Origin of the sequence: Salinisphaera sp. T5B8 (assembly GCF_040361255.1) — a bacterium.
Lineage (GTDB): Bacteria > Pseudomonadota > Gammaproteobacteria > Nevskiales > Salinisphaeraceae > Salinisphaera.
This window is the reverse complement of sequence record NZ_APNG01000017.1, coordinates 38,746-57,540: the sequence shown is the minus strand read 5'-3', so window position 1 is coordinate 57,540 and position 18,795 is coordinate 38,746. Positions and strand designations below refer to the sequence as shown.

Here is an 18,795-nt window from a genome sequence, read left to right as displayed (position 1 = left end):
AAACCGCCGACGACCACGGCGTTTAATCGATGCCGGCCCAGCGTCTGCGGATATCGGCCAGCAGCCCGGCCGAGGCATCCTCGATCATGTCGAGGACGAGCTCGAAACCACGGTCGCCGCCGAAATACGGGTCCGGCACACTCTGATTTCTATAGTCGTTGCTGAAGCGCATGAACAGGTCGACTTCAGCCCGCGCTTGCGGCGTGGCCCGATAGAGGGTCTGCAACGACGCCAGATTGTCGGCATCCATCGCCAGCACGTAATCGAAATCCGCTAGATCCTGCGCCGTGACCTGCTGGGCACGCAGATCGTCGATATCGACACGACGCGCCCGCGCCGCGCGGGCCGCGCGTGCATCCGGCGGCTTGCCGATATGCCAGTCGCCCGTACCCGAGGACGCAATTTCGATCCGGTCGGCCAGACCCGCCTGCGCGACCTTCTGGCGGAAAACGCCATGCGCGGTCGGCGAGCGGCAGATATTGCCCAGGCAGACAAACATGACACGGGTGGGCGATCGATTCATGATGCGGACTCCGAGGCCGAGCGGGAGGCCATCAGCGCTTCGACCAGGGCGATATCCTCGGCGGTATCCACGCCCGGGCCGGGCACGGCGACCGCCTCGACCAGCGCGATCGGCATGTTCAGTTCATAAGCCCGCAGTTGCTCGAGCGATTCGATACGCTCCAGCGCGCCGGGTGCCGCTGCCGAAAAGCGTTTGAGCGCACCTGCGCGATAGGCATAGATACCCAGATGACGGCGTGCCGACCGGGCAAAATCGGTATTGCCGCTATCGCGATGAAACGGAATCGGCGCGCGGCTGAAATACACGGCACGCCCGGCGGCCGAGGCGACCACCTTGACCACATTGGGGTTATGAAACGTCTCGGCATCGCCAATCGGCGTACAAGCGGTGGCAATCGCGGCCTCGGTGTCGTTTGCCAGCGCCGCGGCGACCTGATCGACCAACGCCGGCGGCATCAACGGTTCGTCGGCCTGAACATTGACCACGATCGCCTCATCCGGCCAGCTACGTTGTGCCGCTACTTCGGCGATACGATCGGTACCGCAGCTGTGATCGGCACGGGTCATGCACGCGCTCACGCCGGCCACCCGCGCGGCCTCGGCCACCGCCTCGCTATCGGTGGCCACGATCACCTCGGCCGCGCCGCTGGCACGTGCCGCGCGGCAGACATGGGCGAGCATCGGCTCGCCGGCAATCGTACGCAGCACCTTGTTGGGCAGACGTGTGCTGGCCAGCCGGGCCGGAATGATGACAACGAAATCCATACGTTCTTCTATCCTCGATGCATGTGCACGCGCTCGGTCAAGCGATCGAGCAGCGCCTCGATACGCGCTTCGCATGCCTGACTGAACGATACGCGAACCGGCACCTGCCAGCAGCGGCCGGCGTTATCGAATGCGCCACACTTGACCGCGTCCTTGCAGGTCATGAGCACTGGGTAATCGTCCGCGAAGTCGAGATCGGCCGGCTCATAACGATGATGATCCGGCATAGGGTGTTCGATCACCTCGAGGCCCTGTTCGCGCAGCATGTCGAAAAAACGGCGCGGATCGCCGATACCGGCGATTGCATGCACCGGCGCGCCTTTAAAGGTCGTGAGTTCGCGCGTCGCGCCGGCCCCGGCGACCGGATAGGCCGCGCCCGGCGCGAGCCAGAAGTCTGCGCCCTGCCCGTGCACCAGCGATAGATCCACCGTATCCAGGCGTGCCGGCGCTTCGCGCAGCGGCCCGGCCGGCAACAGCCGCGCATTGCCCAGCCCGCGGCGCGCATCGGTGACCGCGATCTCGGCGTCTCGGGCCAGTGCATAGTGCTGCAGACCGTCGTCGGCGATCACGATATCCGCGCCCTGCGCGACCAGCCGGCGCGCGCCGCGCGGCCGGCGCGGATCCACCACCACGAGCGCACCGGATTGGCGTGCGATCATCGCTGGCTCGTCGCCGGCAAGCGCGGCCGGCGTATCGGCGTCGACATCGAGCGGATAGCGATCCGACTTGCCGCCATAGCCACGCGATACCACGCCGACGCGTAGACCGCGTGCGCGCAGCTTGTCGATCAGGGCGAGCGTGAGCGGCGTCTTGCCGCTGCCGCCCACGGTAATATTGCCAACGACCAGCACGGGGACATCGATGCGTTCGCTGGCGAGCCAGCCGCGCCGATAACCGCCACGGCGTAGCGCCACCACGCCCCCGAATACCCAGGCCAGCGGTTTGAGCAGCGGCCAGGCCCCGTTCGGGTCGTACCAGCTGCGTTCGAGCGCTTCACGCATCAATCAGTCCGACAATACGGCATGGGCTGTACCAACACAGCGTCCATGCCTATGCGTTCAGTCCGGGCGCGCGAACTGGATATCGTGCAGACCGCGATAATGACCACCGATCTGCATCAGCTCGCTGTGCGTGCCTTTTTCCACCAGTTCGCCGTCGTGCATGACCACGATCAGATCGGCATCCTGAATGGTCGACAACCGATGAGCGATCACCAGCGTGGTGCGATTCTGCATGAGCACATCCAGACCTTTCTGGATCGCTTTTTCGGATTCGGTATCGAGTGCCGAGGTCGCCTCGTCCAGAATCAGAATCGGCGAATCCTTGAGCAGCGCGCGGGCAATGGCGATACGCTGACGCTGGCCGCCCGACAGCATGATGCCGTTCTGGCCGACCAGGGTGTCATAGCCCTTGGGCAGCGACTGGATGAATTCATCCGCATATGCCCGTTTGGCGGCATCGATTACAGTCTCGCGATCGGCATTGCCCAGCACCCCGTACGCGATATTGCCGGCGACGGTATCGTTGAACAGAATCACGTTCTGGTCGACCAGGCTGATCTGGCGGCGCAGATCGGTGAGCCGATACTCGGCCAGGTCATGACCGTCGAGCAGTATGCTGCCGCGATCATAATCGTAGAACCGCGGCAACAATGACAGCAGCGTGGATTTACCGCTGCCCGAGCGGCCCACAAACGCGACCGTCTGGCCCGGTTTCACTTCGAAGCCGATATCGCGCAGGACATCGGTTTCGGTTCGGGGGTAACGAAACCACAGATCGCGCACTTCGATATGGCCTTCGGCGCGATCGATGCTCAGGGTGCCTTGGTCGTTCTCGGTTGGCTCGTCGATCAACTCGAAAATCGCGCCGGCCGCGGCCATGCCGGCCTGGATGGTTGCGTTCACGCTCGTCAGGCGCTTGATCGGGCCCATCATGGCCATCATGGCGCCGAAGAAGGCGGCCAAATCGCCCGGTGACATCACCCCGCCGCCGGTATCGCGTACCGCAACCGACACCACGAAGGCCACGGCGAATGCAGCGATCAGCTGAATCACGGGCACACTCGCCGCACTGGTGGTGGCCTTGCGCATCGACATGCGACGGTTGCGCTCGTTGATCTTGTCGAAACTGCGGCGCTCGCGTTCTTCACCGCCGAAGACCTTGACCACCCGCTGACCGGTGAGCACTTCCTCGCTGACGTGGGTGATATCGCTCATCGACTGCTGAATGCTCATGCTGTAACGCCGAAAGCGCTTCGAGACATAGCTGACGATGACCGCGATAATCGGCCCGACCACCAGCGTAATCAGCGCCAGCGACCAGTTGATCCAGAACATCAGAAAGGTAAAACCCACCACCCGCAGCGAGTCCTGGATCATGATCGTGATCGCGCTGGTGGCAGCGCCCGAGATCTGGCCGGTGTAATAGGTCAGCTTGGCCGTGGTCTTGCCGGTCGAATTGGCATCGAAAAAGCTCGACGGCAGACGCAGGAACTGGGAAAAGATATCGCTGCGCACGTTGTAGATCACGCGATTGGCGACCCACGACATGCCGTAGCTCGAACAAAACCCAAAAGCGCCACGAAACAGGAACAGCACCAGCATGAACGCCGGGATCCAGCGGATCATCCACGGGTCGCGGTCGACGATGCTACCGTCGAGTAACGGCTTGAGGATATAGATGAGCGCCGTATCGGCCGCCGCGTAACCCGCCATGCCGATCGCGGCGATACCCAGCCATTTCTTGTGGCGCCAGGTATAACGCAGCAGGCGAGGATAGATCTCGCCGATCGGCATGTTCGTTTCGAATTTCTCTCGCGCCAAAATGAAAGGCCTATACGTAAAAGTGAACAACCCGACGCGTCGTGCGCCGGGCCCGCCGGTCAGCGGGCATCGCCACCGGTTGCGATCTCCACACGGTCGAATTCGGCCCGCGCGGCCGCGTCCATGGCCCGCACCACGGCCGCATGGCTGGCCGCACCATCTGCGCGTAAACGCAGCGGCCGATCCGGATATTGTGCCCGTAGTGATAGCAGCGATGCGACCAACGCATTCGCGGCCACCCCACGCCCGTCGACGCGATAGTCGCCATCGGCATTAATCTCCACGATCACCGCCTGTTCGCTGGCCACCGCCTGTGCACTGGTCGCGCCGGGCAACTCCAGTTCGAGCTGTTTTTCGTCGATGAAGCGGCTCGAAACCATGAAAAAGATCAGCAGCAGAAACACTACGTCGATCAACGGGGTGAGATTGACCGACGGCTCCTGATCGGCGACGCGGCGTACGAATTTCATGTGCTTGGCGCGTCGCGCTGGTCTTCAATCAGACGCACCGCCCATTGCTCGAGCAGCAGGCCGCGTTTTTCCACCAGGCCGTTGAAATAGCGATAGGCCACCAGCGCCGGGATCGCCACGCACAACCCGGCCGCCGTGGTCACCAGCGCCTGGCCGATACCACCCGCCAGCGCCTGGGCATCGCCCAGTCCGGCTTCGGTCATCGTCGCGAAGATCTGGATCATGCCCGCCACCGTGCCGAGCAGACCCAGCAGCGGCGTAATCGCGGCGATGGTGCCCAGCGTATTCAGATAGCGCGACATATCGTGGGCGGCCTGACGGCCGGCCTCCTCGATCCGTTCGCGGCGAATATCCGTGCCTTCACTGCGCGTCGCCATCACCGCGGCCCAGACACGGCCGAGCGGACTGTGCGCCTCCAGCGATTGTCGATCCGCGTTCGATAGCGCGGGCGAGCGTGCCAACTGGGCACGCTGTTCGAGCAGCCGCGGGGGCGCAACACGCTGGATATGCAATGCCCAGGCGCGCTCGATCACGATGGCGAGGCCGAGCACGGAACAGATCGCGATCGGTAGCATCAGCCAGCCACCGGCCGCCAGCATTTCTGCCATGCCTTTTCCTTCAATGTCAGGCAAGACGGCATGATAAGCGCCTGAATCGTTGCCGGCCACCCATACTGCCGGCCGGCCCACGCCCTCAGGGCGTATGCCAGACCCGCGGCGCGCGCTCGCGCCAGCGTGTCACGCTGATCGCCGGTGCATCGGGCGCCATATCGAGTTCGATCGCGCCCGACGTGGCCGTATTGATGACATCTGCCCCCGCTGCCCCGAGCCGGCCCACTACCGCGGCATTGGGAAAACCCCAGCGGTTGTGCCAACCGGCCGAAATGAGAGCCAGGCTGGGCGATACCGCCTCGACAAATGCGTTCGAGCTGGAACTGGCACTGCCGTGGTGGGCCACAACGAGTACATCCGCGGCCAGCGCATTCGCATCGCGTTCTACGAGCTGGGCCTCTGTCGCGGCCTCGATATCCCCCGGCAATAGTATGCGTCCGGCCGGCGCGTCGATACGCAGCAGGCAGGAACGCGCGTTATCGGTCATGCCAGAGGCGATATCGCTGTCACGCGGATAGATCACGGAAAAATCCACGCCGTCCCAACGCCAGTGCTGACCGCTGCAACACGGCTGTGCGCTACCGGCACCCAGACGACGCACGACCTTTAGTTGATCCACGATCGCCTGCGCGCCGCCCATATGGTCGATATCGCTATGGCTGATCATCAAGCGATCGACGCGTGCACGGCCGACATGGCGCAGATACGGCACCACGAACGCGCTTCCCGCATTGAAACCGGTGCGATAGGCCGGTCCCGCGTCATACACCAGCGTATGCGCACGCGTGCGCACCACCACAGCCAACCCCTGCCCGACATCCAGCACAGTCACGCGCAGCCCGCCCGCCGGGATGTCATCGATCGCGGGGCGCCAGCCCAGCAACGCCGGCAACAAAAACACCGGCGCCAACCAGCGCCCCGGCAGACCGCGCGGCATTGCCAGCAACGCGATACCCGTCACCGCCAGCACCAACGCGATGGCTCCGGGCACCACCGGTTGCACCGTGGACCACGGCCAGGCTGCCAGCGCAGCCAGACCGGGCCACGCTGCGCCCAGCACGGTGGCGACCAACGCCAGCACCGGCCCGCCCAGGGTCGGCACGACCAACGCGGCAATGGTCACCAGCAGCAACAGCGGCACCAACCCGACAGCCGTAGGAATCAACACCGCATTGACCAGCGGCGCGATCAAGGAGGTCTGCCCGAAAAACCAGGCGCCAAGCGGTGCGAGCCCGGCCACCAGTCCCAGCTGTAAACCAATGAAGCCGAGCACGCGCCGGCGCGTGGCCATGCGCGCCAGATAAACCAGCCATGCGACTGCGCCAAACGACAGCCAGAAACCCGGCGTGATCACCGATACCGGCGCCCAGACCACCACGACGATCGCGGCGATCGCCAGAATGCGCGACACCGCGATACGCCGCATCGTTACCACGGCGAACAAGCCGCCGGCGACCATCACCAGTGCGCGCTGGGTGGGCAGTGCGAAACCAGCCAGCAAGGCATAGCTCAGCGCGCCCGCAAACGCCACGCCGCCGGCCAGTAGCGACGCCGGCGCGCGCGGGGCGATACGCAGTACCAGCCAGCGCGCAAATGCGAACAGCCAGAACGCGATGAGGCCGATATGCAGTCCGGAGATGGCCACCAAATGCGAGGTGCCGGTCGCCCGCAGTACATCCCATTGCGCATCGCTGATGCGATCGCGAATCCCCAGCGTGAGCGCCTCGATAATGCCGCGCATGGCACTGGCCTCGAGATACGGCGCGATCCGCTGCACGGCCAACGCGCGCAGGCGGTCGATAGACCACGTCGCGCGGCCGTCGCAGTGGGTGGCGTGGCGGATATAGCCGGTGGCATCGATGCGCTCGCGCCAGAGCCAGGCTTCATAGTCGAACGTGCCAGGGTTGGCCGAGCCGTGCGGCGTCTCCAGTTTGAACGCGCCGGTCAAACAATCGCCGGGCAACAGATCGTCGCCATGGTCGTACCAGGCCAGGCGCAGACGATAAGGCGCTGTATCGCGCACGAGCACGAAGCGCGTGCGATACGCTTCATGGGCGACGACGCCGGCGACATGCCCGGTCATGGTCACCGTTTCGCCGCTGCGTTCCACCGGCCAGCGCGCGGCGAGTTGCTGTTGTATGCCGAAACTCGTCCAGGCGGTCGCACACGCCGCCACGACCAACAGCCCACGACCGGGCCAGCGCCATAAACACAGCAGTAACGCGACAACCGGCAACCACAAGGGAACCGGCGTCGGCTGAAGATAGGTGGTACCGACCGCCGCCACAAGACAAACAGCCAGCCAGCGCGGATCGCGCTCGGCCACACGCAGGGCCCAGGCACACGCGCGTAGCCATCCCGCCTGCCTGCCAGCGATCGCACCCCACTGCCCCGTCATCCCCGTCCCGGCGTTTATGAACACGCTTTTGGGTTGTGGGGGTCAGCCTATCGCTTATTCACCGGCGGCAAAACGGCGCTGCCGGACTTCACCTGCAGCGCCGCGACGCGGACAGATCAGGCGAAGGCGCTGTCCTGGGCCGCCGACAGGCGCCCATCGGCCAGGCTCCAGACCTGATCCATGCGCTGGGCCAGTTCGCGGTCGTGGGTGACCATCACCAGGCTGGTATTCATCGACGCATTGAGCTCGAGCATCATGTCGAACACGCTCGATGCGGTGCGATGATCGAGGTTGCCGGTCGGCTCATCCGCCAGAATACAGGCCGGGCGCGTAACCAGCGCCCGTGCCACCGCTGCGCGCTGGCGTTCGCCGCCGGACAGCTCCGTCGGCTTGTGATCCAGGCGCGCGCCCAGGCCCACCTGGCGCAACAGATCGCGGGCCGCGTCCAGTGCCTTTTTCGGCGGCCCACGCCGAATCAAAAGCGGCATGGCCACGTTCTCGACCGTGGTGAACTCCGGCAGCAGATGATGGAACTGGTAGATGAAACCCAGCTTTTCGTTGCGCAGCTTGCCGCGGGCGGCGTTCGACAGCGTGGTCATGTTGCGACCGGCGATATGAATCTCGCCCTGGGTGGGCACATCGAGCCCGCCCAGCAGATGCAGCAATGTCGACTTGCCCGACCCGGAGGCGCCGATCACCGCGATCTTGGCCCCGGGCGCGACATTCAGGTTGATATCGTCGAGCACGGTGATCGGTTCACGCACTTCCGTGAACGTCTTGGACAGATGCGTGCAGCCAAGCACGCTCGTGGTCGCGTCGCTGGAATTACTCATAACGCAGCGCCTCGGCCGGTTGCACGCGGGCGGCTCGCCACGCGGGATAGAGCGTCGACAGGAACGACAGCACCAGTGACAGCAGCGCAATGCGCACCACGTCGGTTTCGTGCAGCTCGGCCTTGAGCTGGCTGATGTAGTACACGTCGGCCGACAGCAGATCGGTGTTCAACAGATTTTCGAGCATGGGCACGATGTGTTCGATATTGATCGACAGCAACACACCCAGCACCACGCCCACGACCGTGCCGATCACACCGATCAGCGAGCCCTGGACCATGAAGATCGCCATCACCGACTTCGGCGACATGCCCAGCGTGCGCAAAATGGCGATATCGCCCTGCTTGTCGGTGACCACCATCACCAGCATCGACACGATATTGAACGCCGCCACCGCGATAATCAGGCTCAGGATGATGAACATCACCGTCTTTTCGGTGGCGATGGCGTGAAAGAAGTTGGCGTGCTGGCGGGTCCAGTCGGACACGCGCTTGCCGGGGTCGAGCATGACCTCCAGCTGTCGGCTGACATCGGGCGCATCGAACATGTCCTTGAGATGCAGTCGTACGCCGGTCACGCCGTCGCCCATGTTGTACAGCGTAGCGGCATCGCCCATGTGGATCATGACCATACCACGGTCGTATTCGTACATGCCGACCTGGAATATCCCGCCGACGGTAAAGCGCCGGAACCGCGGCACGATGCCGGCCGGGGTGATATTGGCCTCGGGAATCATCAGGTCGACCTTGTCGCCTACGCCCACGCCCAGAATCGCCGCCAGTTCCGCGCCGATGACGATGCGGTATTTGCCTTTCTCGAGCGAGTCGAACTGGCCGGCGACCATGTGGTCGGCCACATCCGACACCTTGCGTTCCTTGTCGGGGAACACGCCGCGAATCATCGTGCCGGCCATGTTGCGTCCGCTGCGGACCATACCTTCGCCGCTGATATAGGGCGCCGATCCGGTCACATCGGCCAGCCGCGTATCGACCTGGTTTTCCACGTTCTGCCAGTTCTGCAATGCCCCGCGGCCGGCCGAGATCTCCACATGCGAGGCCATGCCGAGAATGCGGTCGCGCAGTTCGGCTTCGAAACCGTTCATGACCGACAGCACGGTAATCAGCAGCATCACCGCGAGCGCAATTCCGCCCATCGAGATGGACGAAATGAACGAGATGAAATGGTTGCGCCGCTTGGCCCGCGTGTATTTCAGGCCGGCGTAGAGTTCGAGGGGTCTAAACATTGGCGCGCATTAAAGCATAATGGTCGCAATCGGCGCAGGGGGTCTGACGCCGAAAACCATCGTCGGGGATTTTAGTCATGCGCATGAGAACGTCTCTGCTTGTTTTAGTTCAGATTTCAGGACTGATTTTGATCAGCGGCGCGGCCTGCGCGCAGTCGAACAGCGGTTACGCTGACGACCGCATTCCCGATGCCGGCACGAGTCAGACACAAACGCGCGGCACGGTACTCGATATGCCCGCCGACGAAAACACGGTCCAGGGTGCGGCCACGCCGCGACCGGACACCCCGCCGCGGGGCATGACCAAGGCGCGCGTCGAAGCGCGCTACGGCGCGCCGCTGAGCAAGAGCCAGCCGGTCGGTCAGCCGCCGATCACCCGTTGGGACTATCCCGACTATCGGCTGTATTTCGAGTATGACCATGTGCTGCACGCGGTCGTGCCCGACCATTTCGAACCCGTCACCCATAGCGACGAACTTCAGCCTGCCAATTGATGAGCGAACGTGTACTGCCGCCGGAATGGGCGGCCCAGCAAGCGACCGTGCTCGTCTGGCCGCGTAGCGGCGGCGATTGGGGCGATGGCCTCGACGCCGCGCGCGATGCCATTGCCGAACTCGCGGCCGTACTCTGCGATTATCAGAACGTAATCCTGGCCGCCGCCGACGCCGAATGCGGTGCGAGCATCGCAGCGCACCCACGGGTCGCCGATCACGCGCGGCTGACCGTGGTGGACGTGGCCAACGATGATATCTGGGCCCGGGATACCGGCCCGATCACGGTATTCGACGACAGCGAACGGCGTTTTCTGGATTTTCGTTTCGACGGCTGGGGCGGCCAGTTCGAAGCCAGCCGCGACGATGCCTTTACCGCCGCGCTGCATGCCAGCGGTGTACTGGGCGACAGCCCGATCGAGCGCTCCGAGATTACGCTCGAAGGCGGGAGTATCGAGTCCAACGGCGTCGGCACGCTGCTGACCACCGAGCGCTGCCTGCTGCAGGGCCGGCGCAATGCGGATTTCGACCGTGAACGCGCGGCTACGGCGCTGGCGCATGCACTGGGCGTAGAAACCGTGCACTGGCTCACCCAGGGTGATCTCATCGGCGACGATACCGACGGCCATATCGACACCCTGGCCCGTTTCGTCGCCGCCGATACCATCGCCTACCAGGGCTGTCGCGACCCAAAGGACGCGCATCACGACGCGCTTGCCGCCATGGCCGAAGAGCTGACCGGACTGCGCGATGCCCAGGGCCAGCCCTATCGCCTGGTCGAACTGCCCTTGCCTGCGCCGGTTTACGACCCGGACGACGGCCATCGCCTGCCGGCCGGCTATGCCAACTTTCTCATCGCCAACGGCTGTGTGGTCATCCCGGCCTTCGACGACCCCGCCGACGACGACGCCCACGCCATCATCGCCGGGCTGTTCCCGGATCGCGATATTCGCCGCGTCGACAGCCGGGCCTTGATTCGCCAGCACGGCGGCCTCCATTGTGCGGCCATGCAAATTCCTGCCGAGTTGTCTCGATGAACGATTCCGCCCCGCTGCGCGTTGCCGTGGCGCAATACGCCTGCACCCCCGACCCGGCCACCAACCTGGATACCGCGGTCGCGCATATCGGACAGGCCGGCGCGGCCGGCGCGAAACTCGTCCTGCTGCCCGAACTGCACAACACGCCCTACTTCTGCCAGCGCGAGGACCCGGCCCTGTTCGACTTGGCCGAGCCCATCCCCGGCCCGTCGACCGAACGCTTGGCGGCGGCCGCGCGCGATGCGGGCGTGGTGGTGGTGGCATCGCTGTTCGAACGGCGTGCGGCGGGGCTGTATCACAATACCGCGGTGGTCCTGGACGCCGACGGAACGCTCGCCGGGCGCTATCGCAAGATGCATATCCCGGACGACCCGGAATACTACGAAAAATATTATTTCACCCCCGGCGATCTCGGCTTCACGCCGATCGATACCTCCATCGGCCGGCTCGGCGTGCTCGTGTGCTGGGACCAGTGGTATCCGGAAGCCGCCCGTCTCATGGCCCTGGCCGGCGCGGAACTGCTGGTCTATCCCTCGGCGATCGGCTGGGACGATGCCACCGACGACGCGGCCGAACAGCAGCGCCAGCTCGACGCCTGGCAAGGCGTGCAGCGCGGCCATGCCATCGCCAACGGCCTCGCGGTGGTGACATCCAACCGTGTGGGCATCGAAGGCGACAAAAACACCGAGATCCGTTTCTGGGGACACAGCTTCGTATTCGGCCCGCAGGGCGAAACCCTCGCCGAAGCCGGCGAAGACGGCGAACTGCTGGTTGCCGACGTGGATCTGCATCGCACCGAGTCGGTACGGCGTACCTGGCCCTTCCTGCGCGACCGGCGTATCGATGCCTTCGAAGACATTACCCGGCGTTTTCGCGACTGATATCCGGCCCGTCTCGACATTTGCCGTGCCATGACCGCGGCCCGCCTCGACTATGCAATAATCCGCCGCTTCTCATGGCTGTCGTAACCGAAAACAACGCAAACACCCGTGCCCTGGCCCCGCCGGCGTTGCGCGCGGGTGCGCACGATGCCTGGCAGGGCCTGCACGGCTGTGCCACGTCGATCGCGCTGGCGCGTGCCGCCCAGGCCCGCGATGGGCTGACCGTGGCCGTGGTGGCCGACGAGCACCGTGCCTACCGTCTGGAAGAGGAGCTGCGCTTCTTTTCCGACGAAAACCTCGCAGTGCGCCATTTCCCGGACTGGGAAACCCTGCCCTACGACGTCTTCTCGCCGCATGCGGATATCATTTCCGAGCGGCTTGCATTGCTGCACAGCCTGCCGGGCATGGGGCGCGGCATTCTCATTATCGCCGCGGATACGCTGGTGCAGCCGTTGCCGCCCACCACCTTCGTGGATGCGCGTGCGATGGTTTTCGAAGTCGGCGATACGCTCGATTTTCATGCCCTGCGCGAACGCCTGGAAGCCGCCGGCTATGCAGCCGTTTCCGAGGTGCGCACCCACGGCGAATATGCAATTCGCGGTGCGGTGATGGATCTCTACCCGATGGGCTCGAACACGCCCTATCGGTTGGACCTGTTCGACGACGAAATCGACAGCATTCGCGCGTTTGACCCGGACTCGCAGCGCTCAACCGACAAGCTGGATTCGATCCGGCTGCTGCCGGCCCGCGAATTCCCGCTCGACGACGACGCCATCAAGGCATTTCGCTCGCGTTATCGCCAGCGCTTCGAGGGCGACCCGGGCGCGAGCGTGATCTATCGCGATGTCTCGCGCGGTATTCCGCCGGGCGGTATCGAGTCGTATCTGAGCCTGTTTTTCGACGAAACGGCCGCGCTGTTCGACTACCTGCCCAACGACACCGCGATCGTGGAACTGGGCGACGTGGATGAAGCCCTGGCCACGGCCTGGCGCTCGATCGAATCCCGTCACGAACAGCGCAGCGTAGACCCGGAACGCCCGCTGCTGGCGCCGGACGAAGCCTTTATTACGCCCGAACGTCTGCGCAGCGGCCTGGATGGGCTCACCGCCGCCCGTATCGTCGACGAGGCTGTCTCGGCCGACGCGGTATTCGACGTCGCGCCGGTGCCGCCGCTGTCCGGCGCCGATATCGCCGCCACCGGGCGCGCGCTGCGTGCCTTCTTCGACGACTTTGACGGCCGTATTCTCATTACCGGCGATTCTGCCGGCCGCCGCGAGGCGATGCGCGACTGGCTCACCTCGCTGGGCCTGGCCCCGGCCCGTGCTGAGGGCTGGTTCGATTTCATCGACCACAACAAGCACATTGCGGTCACCAGCGCGCCGCTGGAAGCCGGCGCTGTCCTGGCCGGCGATGGCATCGCCATCATTGCCGAAAGCCAGCTCACCGGCAGTCGCCCGCCGGCCAAGAAGCGCCGCCGTGTCACCCGCGACCCGGAAACGGCGATTCGCGAGCTCACCGACCTGGCCCCCGGCGCGCCGGTCGTGCATCAGGATAACGGCGTGGGCCGCTACAAGGGCCTGCAAAAGCTCTCGGCCGGCGGGGTGGAAAACGAGTTCGTCACCATCGAATACGCCGGCGGCGATCTGCTCTATGTGCCGGTCGCCTCGCTACATCTGGTGCATCGCTTCACCGGCGCGGACGCCGAAACCGCGCCCTTGCACCGGCTGGGCAACGACCGCTGGGCCAAGGCCCGCAAGAAGGCAGCCAAACGCGCCCGCGACGTCGCCGCCGAGCTGCTCGAGATCCAGGCTCGACGCGCCGCCCGCGAAGGCGTGGCGATGGTGCCCGACGCCGACGATTATGCCCGTTTCGCCGCCGGCTTCGCCTTCGAGGAAACACCGGACCAGCAGCGCGCCATCGACGAAGTGCTGGCCGATCTGGCCAAGAGCACGCCGATGGACCGCGTGGTCTGCGGCGATGTGGGTTTCGGCAAGACCGAAGTGGCCCTGCGCGCGGCCTTTGCCGCGATATCGGCCGGCTATCAGGTCTGTGTGCTGGTGCCGACCACCCTGCTGGCCCAGCAGCATTACCAGAACTTTGCCGATCGCTTTGCCGACTGGCCGGTCAAGGTCGCCGCTCTGTCGCGGCTGCGTACCGGCAAGCAGCGCGACGAACTGCTCGAGGAAATGGCGGCCGGTAAGCTGGATATCGTTATCGGTACGCACCGGCTGTTGCAAAAGGATATCCGCTTCAAGAAGCTCGGCGTACTCATCGTCGACGAAGAACACCGCTTCGGCGTGCGCCACAAGGAACGCATCAAGAGCCTGCGTGCCCAGGTCGATCTGCTCACGCTTACCGCCACGCCGATTCCCCGCACGCTCAACATGAGCCTGTCCGGCCTGCGCGATCTGTCGATTATTGCCACGCCGCCCGAGTCGCGCCTGGCCATTCAGACCTTTGTATCGCGCCAAGACACAGCACTCATTCAGGAAGCCGTACGCCGCGAAATGCGCCGCGGTGGCCAAGTCTATTACCTGCATAACAAGGTCAAGGATATCGAGCGCGTCGCCCGCGACCTGGGCGCCATCCTGCCGGAGGCGCGTATTCGCGTCGCCCACGGGCAGATGCACGAGCGTGAGCTCGAAGCCGCCATGCTCGATTTCTATCACCGGCGCTTCGATATCCTGCTCTGTACCACGATCGTGGAATCCGGCATCGACGTACCGAGTGCGAACACCATCATCATCGACCGCGCCGATACGTTCGGCCTCGCCCAGCTGCATCAGCTGCGCGGCCGTGTCGGACGTTCGCACCATCGCGCCTATGCCTATCTGCTCACGCCGCCGCGCGAGTCGATGACGCCGGACGCCGAAAAACGCCTCGACGCGCTCGCCTCGCTGGGCGATCTGGGCGCCGGCTTTGCCCTGGCTACACACGATCTGGAAATCCGCGGCGCCGGCGAGCTGCTCGGCGAAGGCCAGTCCGGCCAGATTCAGGAGATCGGCTTCGATCTCTATCGGCAGATGCTCGATCGGGCCGTGGGTGCCTTCAAGCGCGGCGAAGTGCCCGAAGCGGATGCCGACGAACTGATGTCGGCCACCGAAGTGGAGCTGGGCGCGACCGCCCTGCTGCCGGAGGAATATATTCCGGACGTGCATATCCGGCTGGTGCTCTACAAACGCATCAGCTCGGCCAAGGACGATGCCGCCCTGCGCGCACTCAAGGTCGAGCTCATCGACCGCTTCGGCCTGCTGCCCGAAGCGACCGAAACCCTGTTCGCCGCCACGGCGCTCAAGCTCATGGCCAGCCCGCTGGCCATCGCCAAGATCGAAGCCGGCCCCGACGTCGGCCGCCTCAACTTCGCCCGCAACAGCCGTATCGACCCGGCCCGCCTGATCGCACTCGTACAATCCGACGCCAAGCGCTACCGCCTCGAAGGCGACGCACGCCTGGTGTTCTTCCGCGACATGCCCGATGTCGAAACCCGGGTCGAGCATATCCAAACCCTGCTGGAAAAGCTGGGTGCGCCCACCTCGAATGAGGCAGAAGCGGCAGTCGACAAGCACTAGCGCCCGAAGGGGCTAAGTACTACCAGCGCGCAACCGGTGGCAACGGCCGATGTATAGACGACTCACCACCGACGACACGACTGCATATCGCGCGCTCAGACTCGCCGGCTTGCAGGAATGTCCGACCGCCTTTGGGTCCAGTTTCGCCGAAGAATCGGCCCTGTCTGACCAAGATTTCGTACAACAGCTAGTGCCCGGCGAAGACGGTTGTGTTAAGGGTGCTTTCGACGACGACCAACTTGTCGGTGTCGTCGGTATACAACAGAACCGTTTCGAGAAAATGCGCCACAAGGCCTTCATCTGGGGCATGTACGTAGCGCCGGGACAGCGCCGTGCCCACGTGGGGCGCAACCTGCTCGACCAAGCGCTGCAGTTTGCCGGCCGCTTGAACGGTGTAAGCCAGATAACGCTGTGCGTAGTTCGCGAAAACCACGCCGCATGCGCGCTTTACGCCCGTGCCGGCTTCGTGACGTACGGTACGGAACCTGCGGCACTGCAGGTGGCAAACCGCTTCTACGATGAGTTGTTGATGGTCAAGTTTCTCGGTAACAACAGCGCCTCTTAACGAACACGACGCAGGTCTGTGCTGGCTGGCGCACGATGCGATGTGCGACTTTTAGTAAACGCTTAGTGTGGGCTGCGAGCATCGCGGCCTTGGGGTGCCGAGAATGAACGCCGAAACGGACACTGTGTTACAGCTTTACGGTCGATCCACCGCTTTCAACGTACAAAAGGTACTGTGGCTACTGGATGAGCTCGAACTTGGCTTCGAACACCATCTTGTAGGCGGACGTCATGGCGGCCTTGATGACCCGGCGTTCATCGCCCTCAACCCGCATGGCAAAGTCCCGGTTCTGAAAGACGGTGACATCTCGATTTGGGAGTCGCACGCGATTCTCAGATATCTCGCGGCGCAGTATGGCGACAGCCGTTTCTGGCCATTAAGCCCCGCCGAGAGGTCGGTTCACGGCCGCTGGATGGATTGGTCACAGACCACGCTGCAACCGGATTTCATGCGTCTGTTCTGGCGCTTTTATCGCATGCCCGAACACAAACGCGATACCGAAGAAATCCAGAGGGCACGCCGTGCTTGCGAACGCCACTACCGTCTTATCGACGCCGAGCTCGAACAGCGGCGTTATCTCGCCTGCGATCGTTTCTCACTGGCCGATATCCCCGCTGGCACCACTTTGTACCGTTACCAGGAAATGGGCCTCGATACCGCACTGCCCGCCCGCGCCGCCGAGTGGTACGCAAACCTGTGCCAGCGGCCGGCGTTTCAAAATCGCGTCATGACGCCGTTCAGCGAGCTGCGCGGCCGAGAGTCGTTTTAGCTTATAGCTTTTATACCCAGCGATGCGCGGACGCGATTTTGGCCCTGTTCGTCGGCTGGTGTGTGGGCGCGGCTTGGCGTACCGAAGCATCTCAACTTCTCGGTATTCAACCTCGGCGTAACTTGCTTAGGCGAAGGCGCTGCTCGCTACGCATGACATGGAGTATGAAGACCTGATCCCCCTCGTAGCGATAGATGATACGACAAGGCGGTTCGACTATATGCCGGTAGCGCCAACCCTCAAGTTCCTGGGGCTGGGAACCGCTTTCCGGATGCTGCTCAAGTTGCTCGATGTGATCGAAAACCCGCTTCACCAACCGCCGCGCGGCATTCGGGTTATCGAGAGCGATATAGTCGGCAATGGTATCTAGGTCGGATAGGGCAGGCTCGGTCCAGACTATTTCAGCCATCGCTGCATTCGTGCTTCGGCCTGCACCTTGGAGAGCACTCGGCCCTGTTCAACCGCACGCTCCCCTCGCGCAATACCTTCGAGAAGTGCCATGCGTGATCTGAGTTCCTCATAGCTCTCGACATCCACGAGATACGCCGAAGGCAGACCATGCTGTGTGATCAAGATGGGTTCCCGATCACGCGCCAGTTCGCCGAGCAGTTCGGTCGCTTTTCGCTTCAAAGTCGTCACAAGTTCGGTGCGCATGGAGTAATACTATAATGCCACTCTAGCCGCCACAATAACTTCGTCTCGTCGATTGGCATGGCGAATGTGCGCGACTTTTATATCCCGTGTCACGCACCCGGCGCAGGGTCCAGCCTCGCACTACGTTCGGGTGTAACGAGAATCCCGGCTACCGCTTGACCCAACGCAAACATTATTCGCGCCATCGTACTCGACCGAGCGCAGGTACTGATGCTGGCAAATACGACCGTGCGATGACTGGAACAACAAGCTATATTCCGTGAATCCCGAACCAAGAATTTTTCACAACGCCCTCTACGCACCCACGCGACATGCCGGCGTGTCGCTACTCGACATCTCGTTTCGCGGCGCGCCCTTCGCACGCCATAGCCATGCCGGGTTCGCTATAGGCGCGATCGAGGCCGGTGTGGGTGGCTATAGGGCGCGCGGGGCACGCCAACTGTTCCCGAGCGGCACCCTATCGCTTTTGATTCCGGAAGAAAGCCATAACGGCTTCGCCCTCGAAGCCGGCGTGAGCTACAAAATGCTCTATATCGACGAAGCGGCTTTGACGCGGTTGCTGGATCATCACGGACGGCGCGGCTTTACCGACGATATCCCGACAGACCCGGACGGCTGGTTGTTGTCGCGTCTGCGCCTGCTGACGCACATTCTGAATCGTTCGGACGGTGATCACGCCCTGGCCTTCGATGAAGCGCTCACCGATACGTTGCATGGCGTGATGTCGCGCTTTGGGCGCGAACGCGCGCATTCACGTGGCCGCGAGATGCGCGCAGTCCGGGCCACATGCCGCTTTTTCGACGAGCGCATCGATCACCTGCGTCACGCGCAACTCGATACACACGACGCCGAGGTGACATTGGCAACGCTCGCCCAACGCGTATCCTTGCACCCGCATTGTTTTCTCGACGTGTTTCGCACTCATGTCGGCGTTTCGCCATTACGTTATTGGCACCAGCGCCGCATCGAAGCCGCGCTGTAGGAACTGCGCGGTGCGTGCGATCGCTGACGTGGCGTTCCTGCTGGGATACCACGACCAAGCGCATCTGACGCGCGCTTTCAAAGCGTTTTACGGCGTCTCGCCGGGCCAGGTCGCGAATCGCTAACCTGTATTTCGTGCAATACGGCCAGCGTTTGCCCCGGCACGCTCGCTGCTTGTCACTCA

The 18,795-nt window shown here is 63.7% G+C and carries 19 protein-coding genes; 8 read left to right on the top strand and 11 right to left on the bottom strand.

What is annotated here, in order from left to right; translation table 11 throughout:
* Positions 1 to 22: 22 nt before the first annotated feature.
* The 9 genes from T5B8_RS14900 to T5B8_RS14860 form a co-directional block, all read right to left on the bottom strand.
* Positions 23 to 523, bottom strand: a complete 501-nt coding sequence (locus tag T5B8_RS14900) for a low molecular weight protein-tyrosine-phosphatase (protein WP_353180028.1) — start codon at positions 521 to 523, stop codon at positions 23 to 25.
* A complete protein-coding gene (gene kdsB / locus T5B8_RS14895; RefSeq protein ID WP_353180026.1) occupies positions 520 to 1,287 on the bottom strand; it encodes a 3-deoxy-manno-octulosonate cytidylyltransferase in 768 nt (255 codons plus the stop codon). Before kdsB ends, T5B8_RS14900 begins: the two co-directional genes overlap by 4 nt.
* An 8-nt stretch (positions 1,288 to 1,295) precedes the next feature.
* A complete protein-coding gene (gene lpxK, locus T5B8_RS14890) occupies positions 1,296 to 2,288 on the bottom strand; it encodes a tetraacyldisaccharide 4'-kinase (protein WP_353180025.1) in 993 nt (330 codons plus the stop codon).
* 57 nt (positions 2,289 to 2,345) lie between these two features.
* Positions 2,346 to 4,082 carry a lipid A export permease/ATP-binding protein MsbA gene (msbA, locus tag T5B8_RS14885; protein ID WP_353180024.1) on the bottom strand — a complete coding sequence of 579 codons (1,737 nt, stop codon included), beginning with the start codon at positions 4,080 to 4,082 and terminating at the stop codon, positions 2,346 to 2,348.
* A gap of 86 nt (positions 4,083 to 4,168) precedes the next feature.
* On the bottom strand, positions 4,169 to 4,579 hold the full coding sequence (locus T5B8_RS14880) for an ExbD/TolR family protein (RefSeq protein WP_353180023.1): 411 nt from the start codon (positions 4,577 to 4,579) through the stop codon (positions 4,169 to 4,171).
* Positions 4,576 to 5,187 carry a MotA/TolQ/ExbB proton channel family protein gene (locus T5B8_RS14875; RefSeq protein WP_353180022.1) on the bottom strand — a complete coding sequence of 204 codons (612 nt, stop codon included), beginning with the start codon at positions 5,185 to 5,187 and terminating at the stop codon, positions 4,576 to 4,578. The genes T5B8_RS14880 and T5B8_RS14875 overlap by 4 nt, the downstream gene beginning before the upstream one ends.
* A gap of 85 nt (positions 5,188 to 5,272) precedes the next feature.
* On the bottom strand, positions 5,273 to 7,588 hold the full coding sequence (locus T5B8_RS14870) for a DNA internalization-related competence protein ComEC/Rec2 (protein ID WP_353180020.1): 2,316 nt from the start codon (positions 7,586 to 7,588) through the stop codon (positions 5,273 to 5,275).
* Positions 7,589 to 7,704: 116 nt separating this feature from the next.
* On the bottom strand, positions 7,705 to 8,421 hold the full coding sequence (lolD, locus tag T5B8_RS14865) for a lipoprotein-releasing ABC transporter ATP-binding protein LolD (RefSeq protein WP_353180018.1): 717 nt from the start codon (positions 8,419 to 8,421) through the stop codon (positions 7,705 to 7,707).
* Entirely contained in the window at positions 8,414 to 9,664 is a 1,251-nt protein-coding gene (locus tag T5B8_RS14860; RefSeq protein WP_353180016.1) for a lipoprotein-releasing ABC transporter permease subunit, read from the bottom strand. Before T5B8_RS14860 ends, lolD begins: the two co-directional genes overlap by 8 nt.
* Positions 9,665 to 9,792: 128 nt before the next feature.
* Between T5B8_RS14860 and T5B8_RS14855 the strand changes: the two genes are divergently transcribed.
* From T5B8_RS14855 to T5B8_RS14830, 6 genes are all read left to right on the top strand, one after another.
* On the top strand, positions 9,793 to 10,158 hold the full coding sequence (locus tag T5B8_RS14855) for a hypothetical protein (RefSeq protein ID WP_353180014.1): 366 nt from the start codon (positions 9,793 to 9,795) through the stop codon (positions 10,156 to 10,158).
* Positions 10,158 to 11,192: an agmatine deiminase family protein gene (locus T5B8_RS14850; protein ID WP_353180012.1), complete on the top strand. Its 1,035-nt coding sequence runs from the start codon at positions 10,158 to 10,160 to the stop codon at positions 11,190 to 11,192. Before T5B8_RS14855 ends, T5B8_RS14850 begins: the two co-directional genes overlap by 1 nt.
* Positions 11,189 to 12,073 (top strand): carbon-nitrogen hydrolase, encoded by an 885-nt coding sequence (locus T5B8_RS14845; RefSeq protein ID WP_353180010.1) that lies wholly within the window; start codon positions 11,189 to 11,191, stop codon positions 12,071 to 12,073. The genes T5B8_RS14850 and T5B8_RS14845 overlap by 4 nt, the downstream gene beginning before the upstream one ends.
* A gap of 74 nt (positions 12,074 to 12,147) precedes the next feature.
* Complete coding sequence (gene mfd / locus T5B8_RS14840) at positions 12,148 to 15,642, top strand: transcription-repair coupling factor (RefSeq protein WP_353180008.1); 3,495 nt, start codon at positions 12,148 to 12,150, stop codon at positions 15,640 to 15,642.
* 49 nt (positions 15,643 to 15,691) lie between these two features.
* The gene (locus T5B8_RS14835) at positions 15,692 to 16,207 is read left to right on the top strand and encodes a GNAT family N-acetyltransferase (protein WP_353180006.1); all 516 of its coding nucleotides are present in this window, start codon (positions 15,692 to 15,694) and stop codon (positions 16,205 to 16,207) included.
* Between the two features lie 103 nt (positions 16,208 to 16,310).
* Entirely contained in the window at positions 16,311 to 16,976 is a 666-nt protein-coding gene (locus T5B8_RS14830) for a glutathione S-transferase family protein (RefSeq protein ID WP_353180004.1), read from the top strand.
* 106 nt (positions 16,977 to 17,082) lie between these two features.
* Here T5B8_RS14830 and T5B8_RS14825 read toward each other — a convergent pair whose 3' ends face one another.
* Positions 17,083 to 17,385, bottom strand: coding sequence for a type II toxin-antitoxin system RelE/ParE family toxin (locus tag T5B8_RS14825; protein WP_353180002.1), 303 nt, complete (start codon positions 17,383 to 17,385; stop codon positions 17,083 to 17,085).
* Positions 17,373 to 17,630, bottom strand: coding sequence for a type II toxin-antitoxin system Phd/YefM family antitoxin (locus T5B8_RS14820; protein ID WP_353180000.1), 258 nt, complete (start codon positions 17,628 to 17,630; stop codon positions 17,373 to 17,375). Before T5B8_RS14820 ends, T5B8_RS14825 begins: the two co-directional genes overlap by 13 nt.
* Positions 17,631 to 17,949: 319 nt before the next feature.
* Between T5B8_RS14820 and T5B8_RS14815 the strand changes: the two genes are divergently transcribed.
* Positions 17,950 to 18,612 (top strand): AraC family ligand binding domain-containing protein, encoded by a 663-nt coding sequence (locus T5B8_RS14815; RefSeq protein WP_353179998.1) that lies wholly within the window; start codon positions 17,950 to 17,952, stop codon positions 18,610 to 18,612.
* Positions 18,554 to 18,736, top strand: a complete 183-nt coding sequence (locus tag T5B8_RS14810) for a helix-turn-helix domain-containing protein (protein WP_353179996.1) — start codon at positions 18,554 to 18,556, stop codon at positions 18,734 to 18,736. The genes T5B8_RS14815 and T5B8_RS14810 overlap by 59 nt, the downstream gene beginning before the upstream one ends.
* The last annotated feature ends 59 nt before the right edge of the window (positions 18,737 to 18,795 follow it).

Bases quoted from the DNA above. Each gene is read 5' to 3' on its own strand.
- T5B8_RS14900 (WP_353180028.1), bottom strand. From the start codon at position 523: ATGAATCGATCGCCCACCCGTGTCATGTTTGTCTGCCTGGGCAATATC.
- kdsB (WP_353180026.1), bottom strand. From the start codon at position 1,287: ATGGATTTCGTTGTCATCATTCCGGCCCGGCTGGCCAGCACACGTCTG.
- lpxK (WP_353180025.1), bottom strand. From the start codon at position 2,288: ATGCGTGAAGCGCTCGAACGCAGCTGGTACGACCCGAACGGGGCCTGG.
- msbA (WP_353180024.1), bottom strand. From the start codon at position 4,082: ATGCCGATCGGCGAGATCTATCCTCGCCTGCTGCGTTATACCTGGCGC.
- T5B8_RS14880 (WP_353180023.1), bottom strand. From the start codon at position 4,579: ATGAAATTCGTACGCCGCGTCGCCGATCAGGAGCCGTCGGTCAATCTC.
- T5B8_RS14875 (WP_353180022.1), bottom strand. From the start codon at position 5,187: ATGGCAGAAATGCTGGCGGCCGGTGGCTGGCTGATGCTACCGATCGCG.
- T5B8_RS14870 (WP_353180020.1), bottom strand. From the start codon at position 7,588: ATGACGGGGCAGTGGGGTGCGATCGCTGGCAGGCAGGCGGGATGGCTA.
- lolD (WP_353180018.1), bottom strand. From the start codon at position 8,421: ATGAGTAATTCCAGCGACGCGACCACGAGCGTGCTTGGCTGCACGCAT.
- T5B8_RS14860 (WP_353180016.1), bottom strand. From the start codon at position 9,664: ATGTTTAGACCCCTCGAACTCTACGCCGGCCTGAAATACACGCGGGCC.
- T5B8_RS14850 (WP_353180012.1), top strand. From the start codon at position 10,158: ATGAGCGAACGTGTACTGCCGCCGGAATGGGCGGCCCAGCAAGCGACC.
- T5B8_RS14845 (WP_353180010.1), top strand. From the start codon at position 11,189: ATGAACGATTCCGCCCCGCTGCGCGTTGCCGTGGCGCAATACGCCTGC.
- mfd (WP_353180008.1), top strand. From the start codon at position 12,148: ATGGCTGTCGTAACCGAAAACAACGCAAACACCCGTGCCCTGGCCCCG.
- T5B8_RS14835 (WP_353180006.1), top strand. From the start codon at position 15,692: ATGTATAGACGACTCACCACCGACGACACGACTGCATATCGCGCGCTC.
- T5B8_RS14830 (WP_353180004.1), top strand. From the start codon at position 16,311: ATGAACGCCGAAACGGACACTGTGTTACAGCTTTACGGTCGATCCACC.
- T5B8_RS14825 (WP_353180002.1), bottom strand. From the start codon at position 17,385: ATGGCTGAAATAGTCTGGACCGAGCCTGCCCTATCCGACCTAGATACC.
- T5B8_RS14820 (WP_353180000.1), bottom strand. From the start codon at position 17,630: ATGCGCACCGAACTTGTGACGACTTTGAAGCGAAAAGCGACCGAACTG.
- T5B8_RS14810 (WP_353179996.1), top strand. From the start codon at position 18,554: ATGTCGGCGTTTCGCCATTACGTTATTGGCACCAGCGCCGCATCGAAG.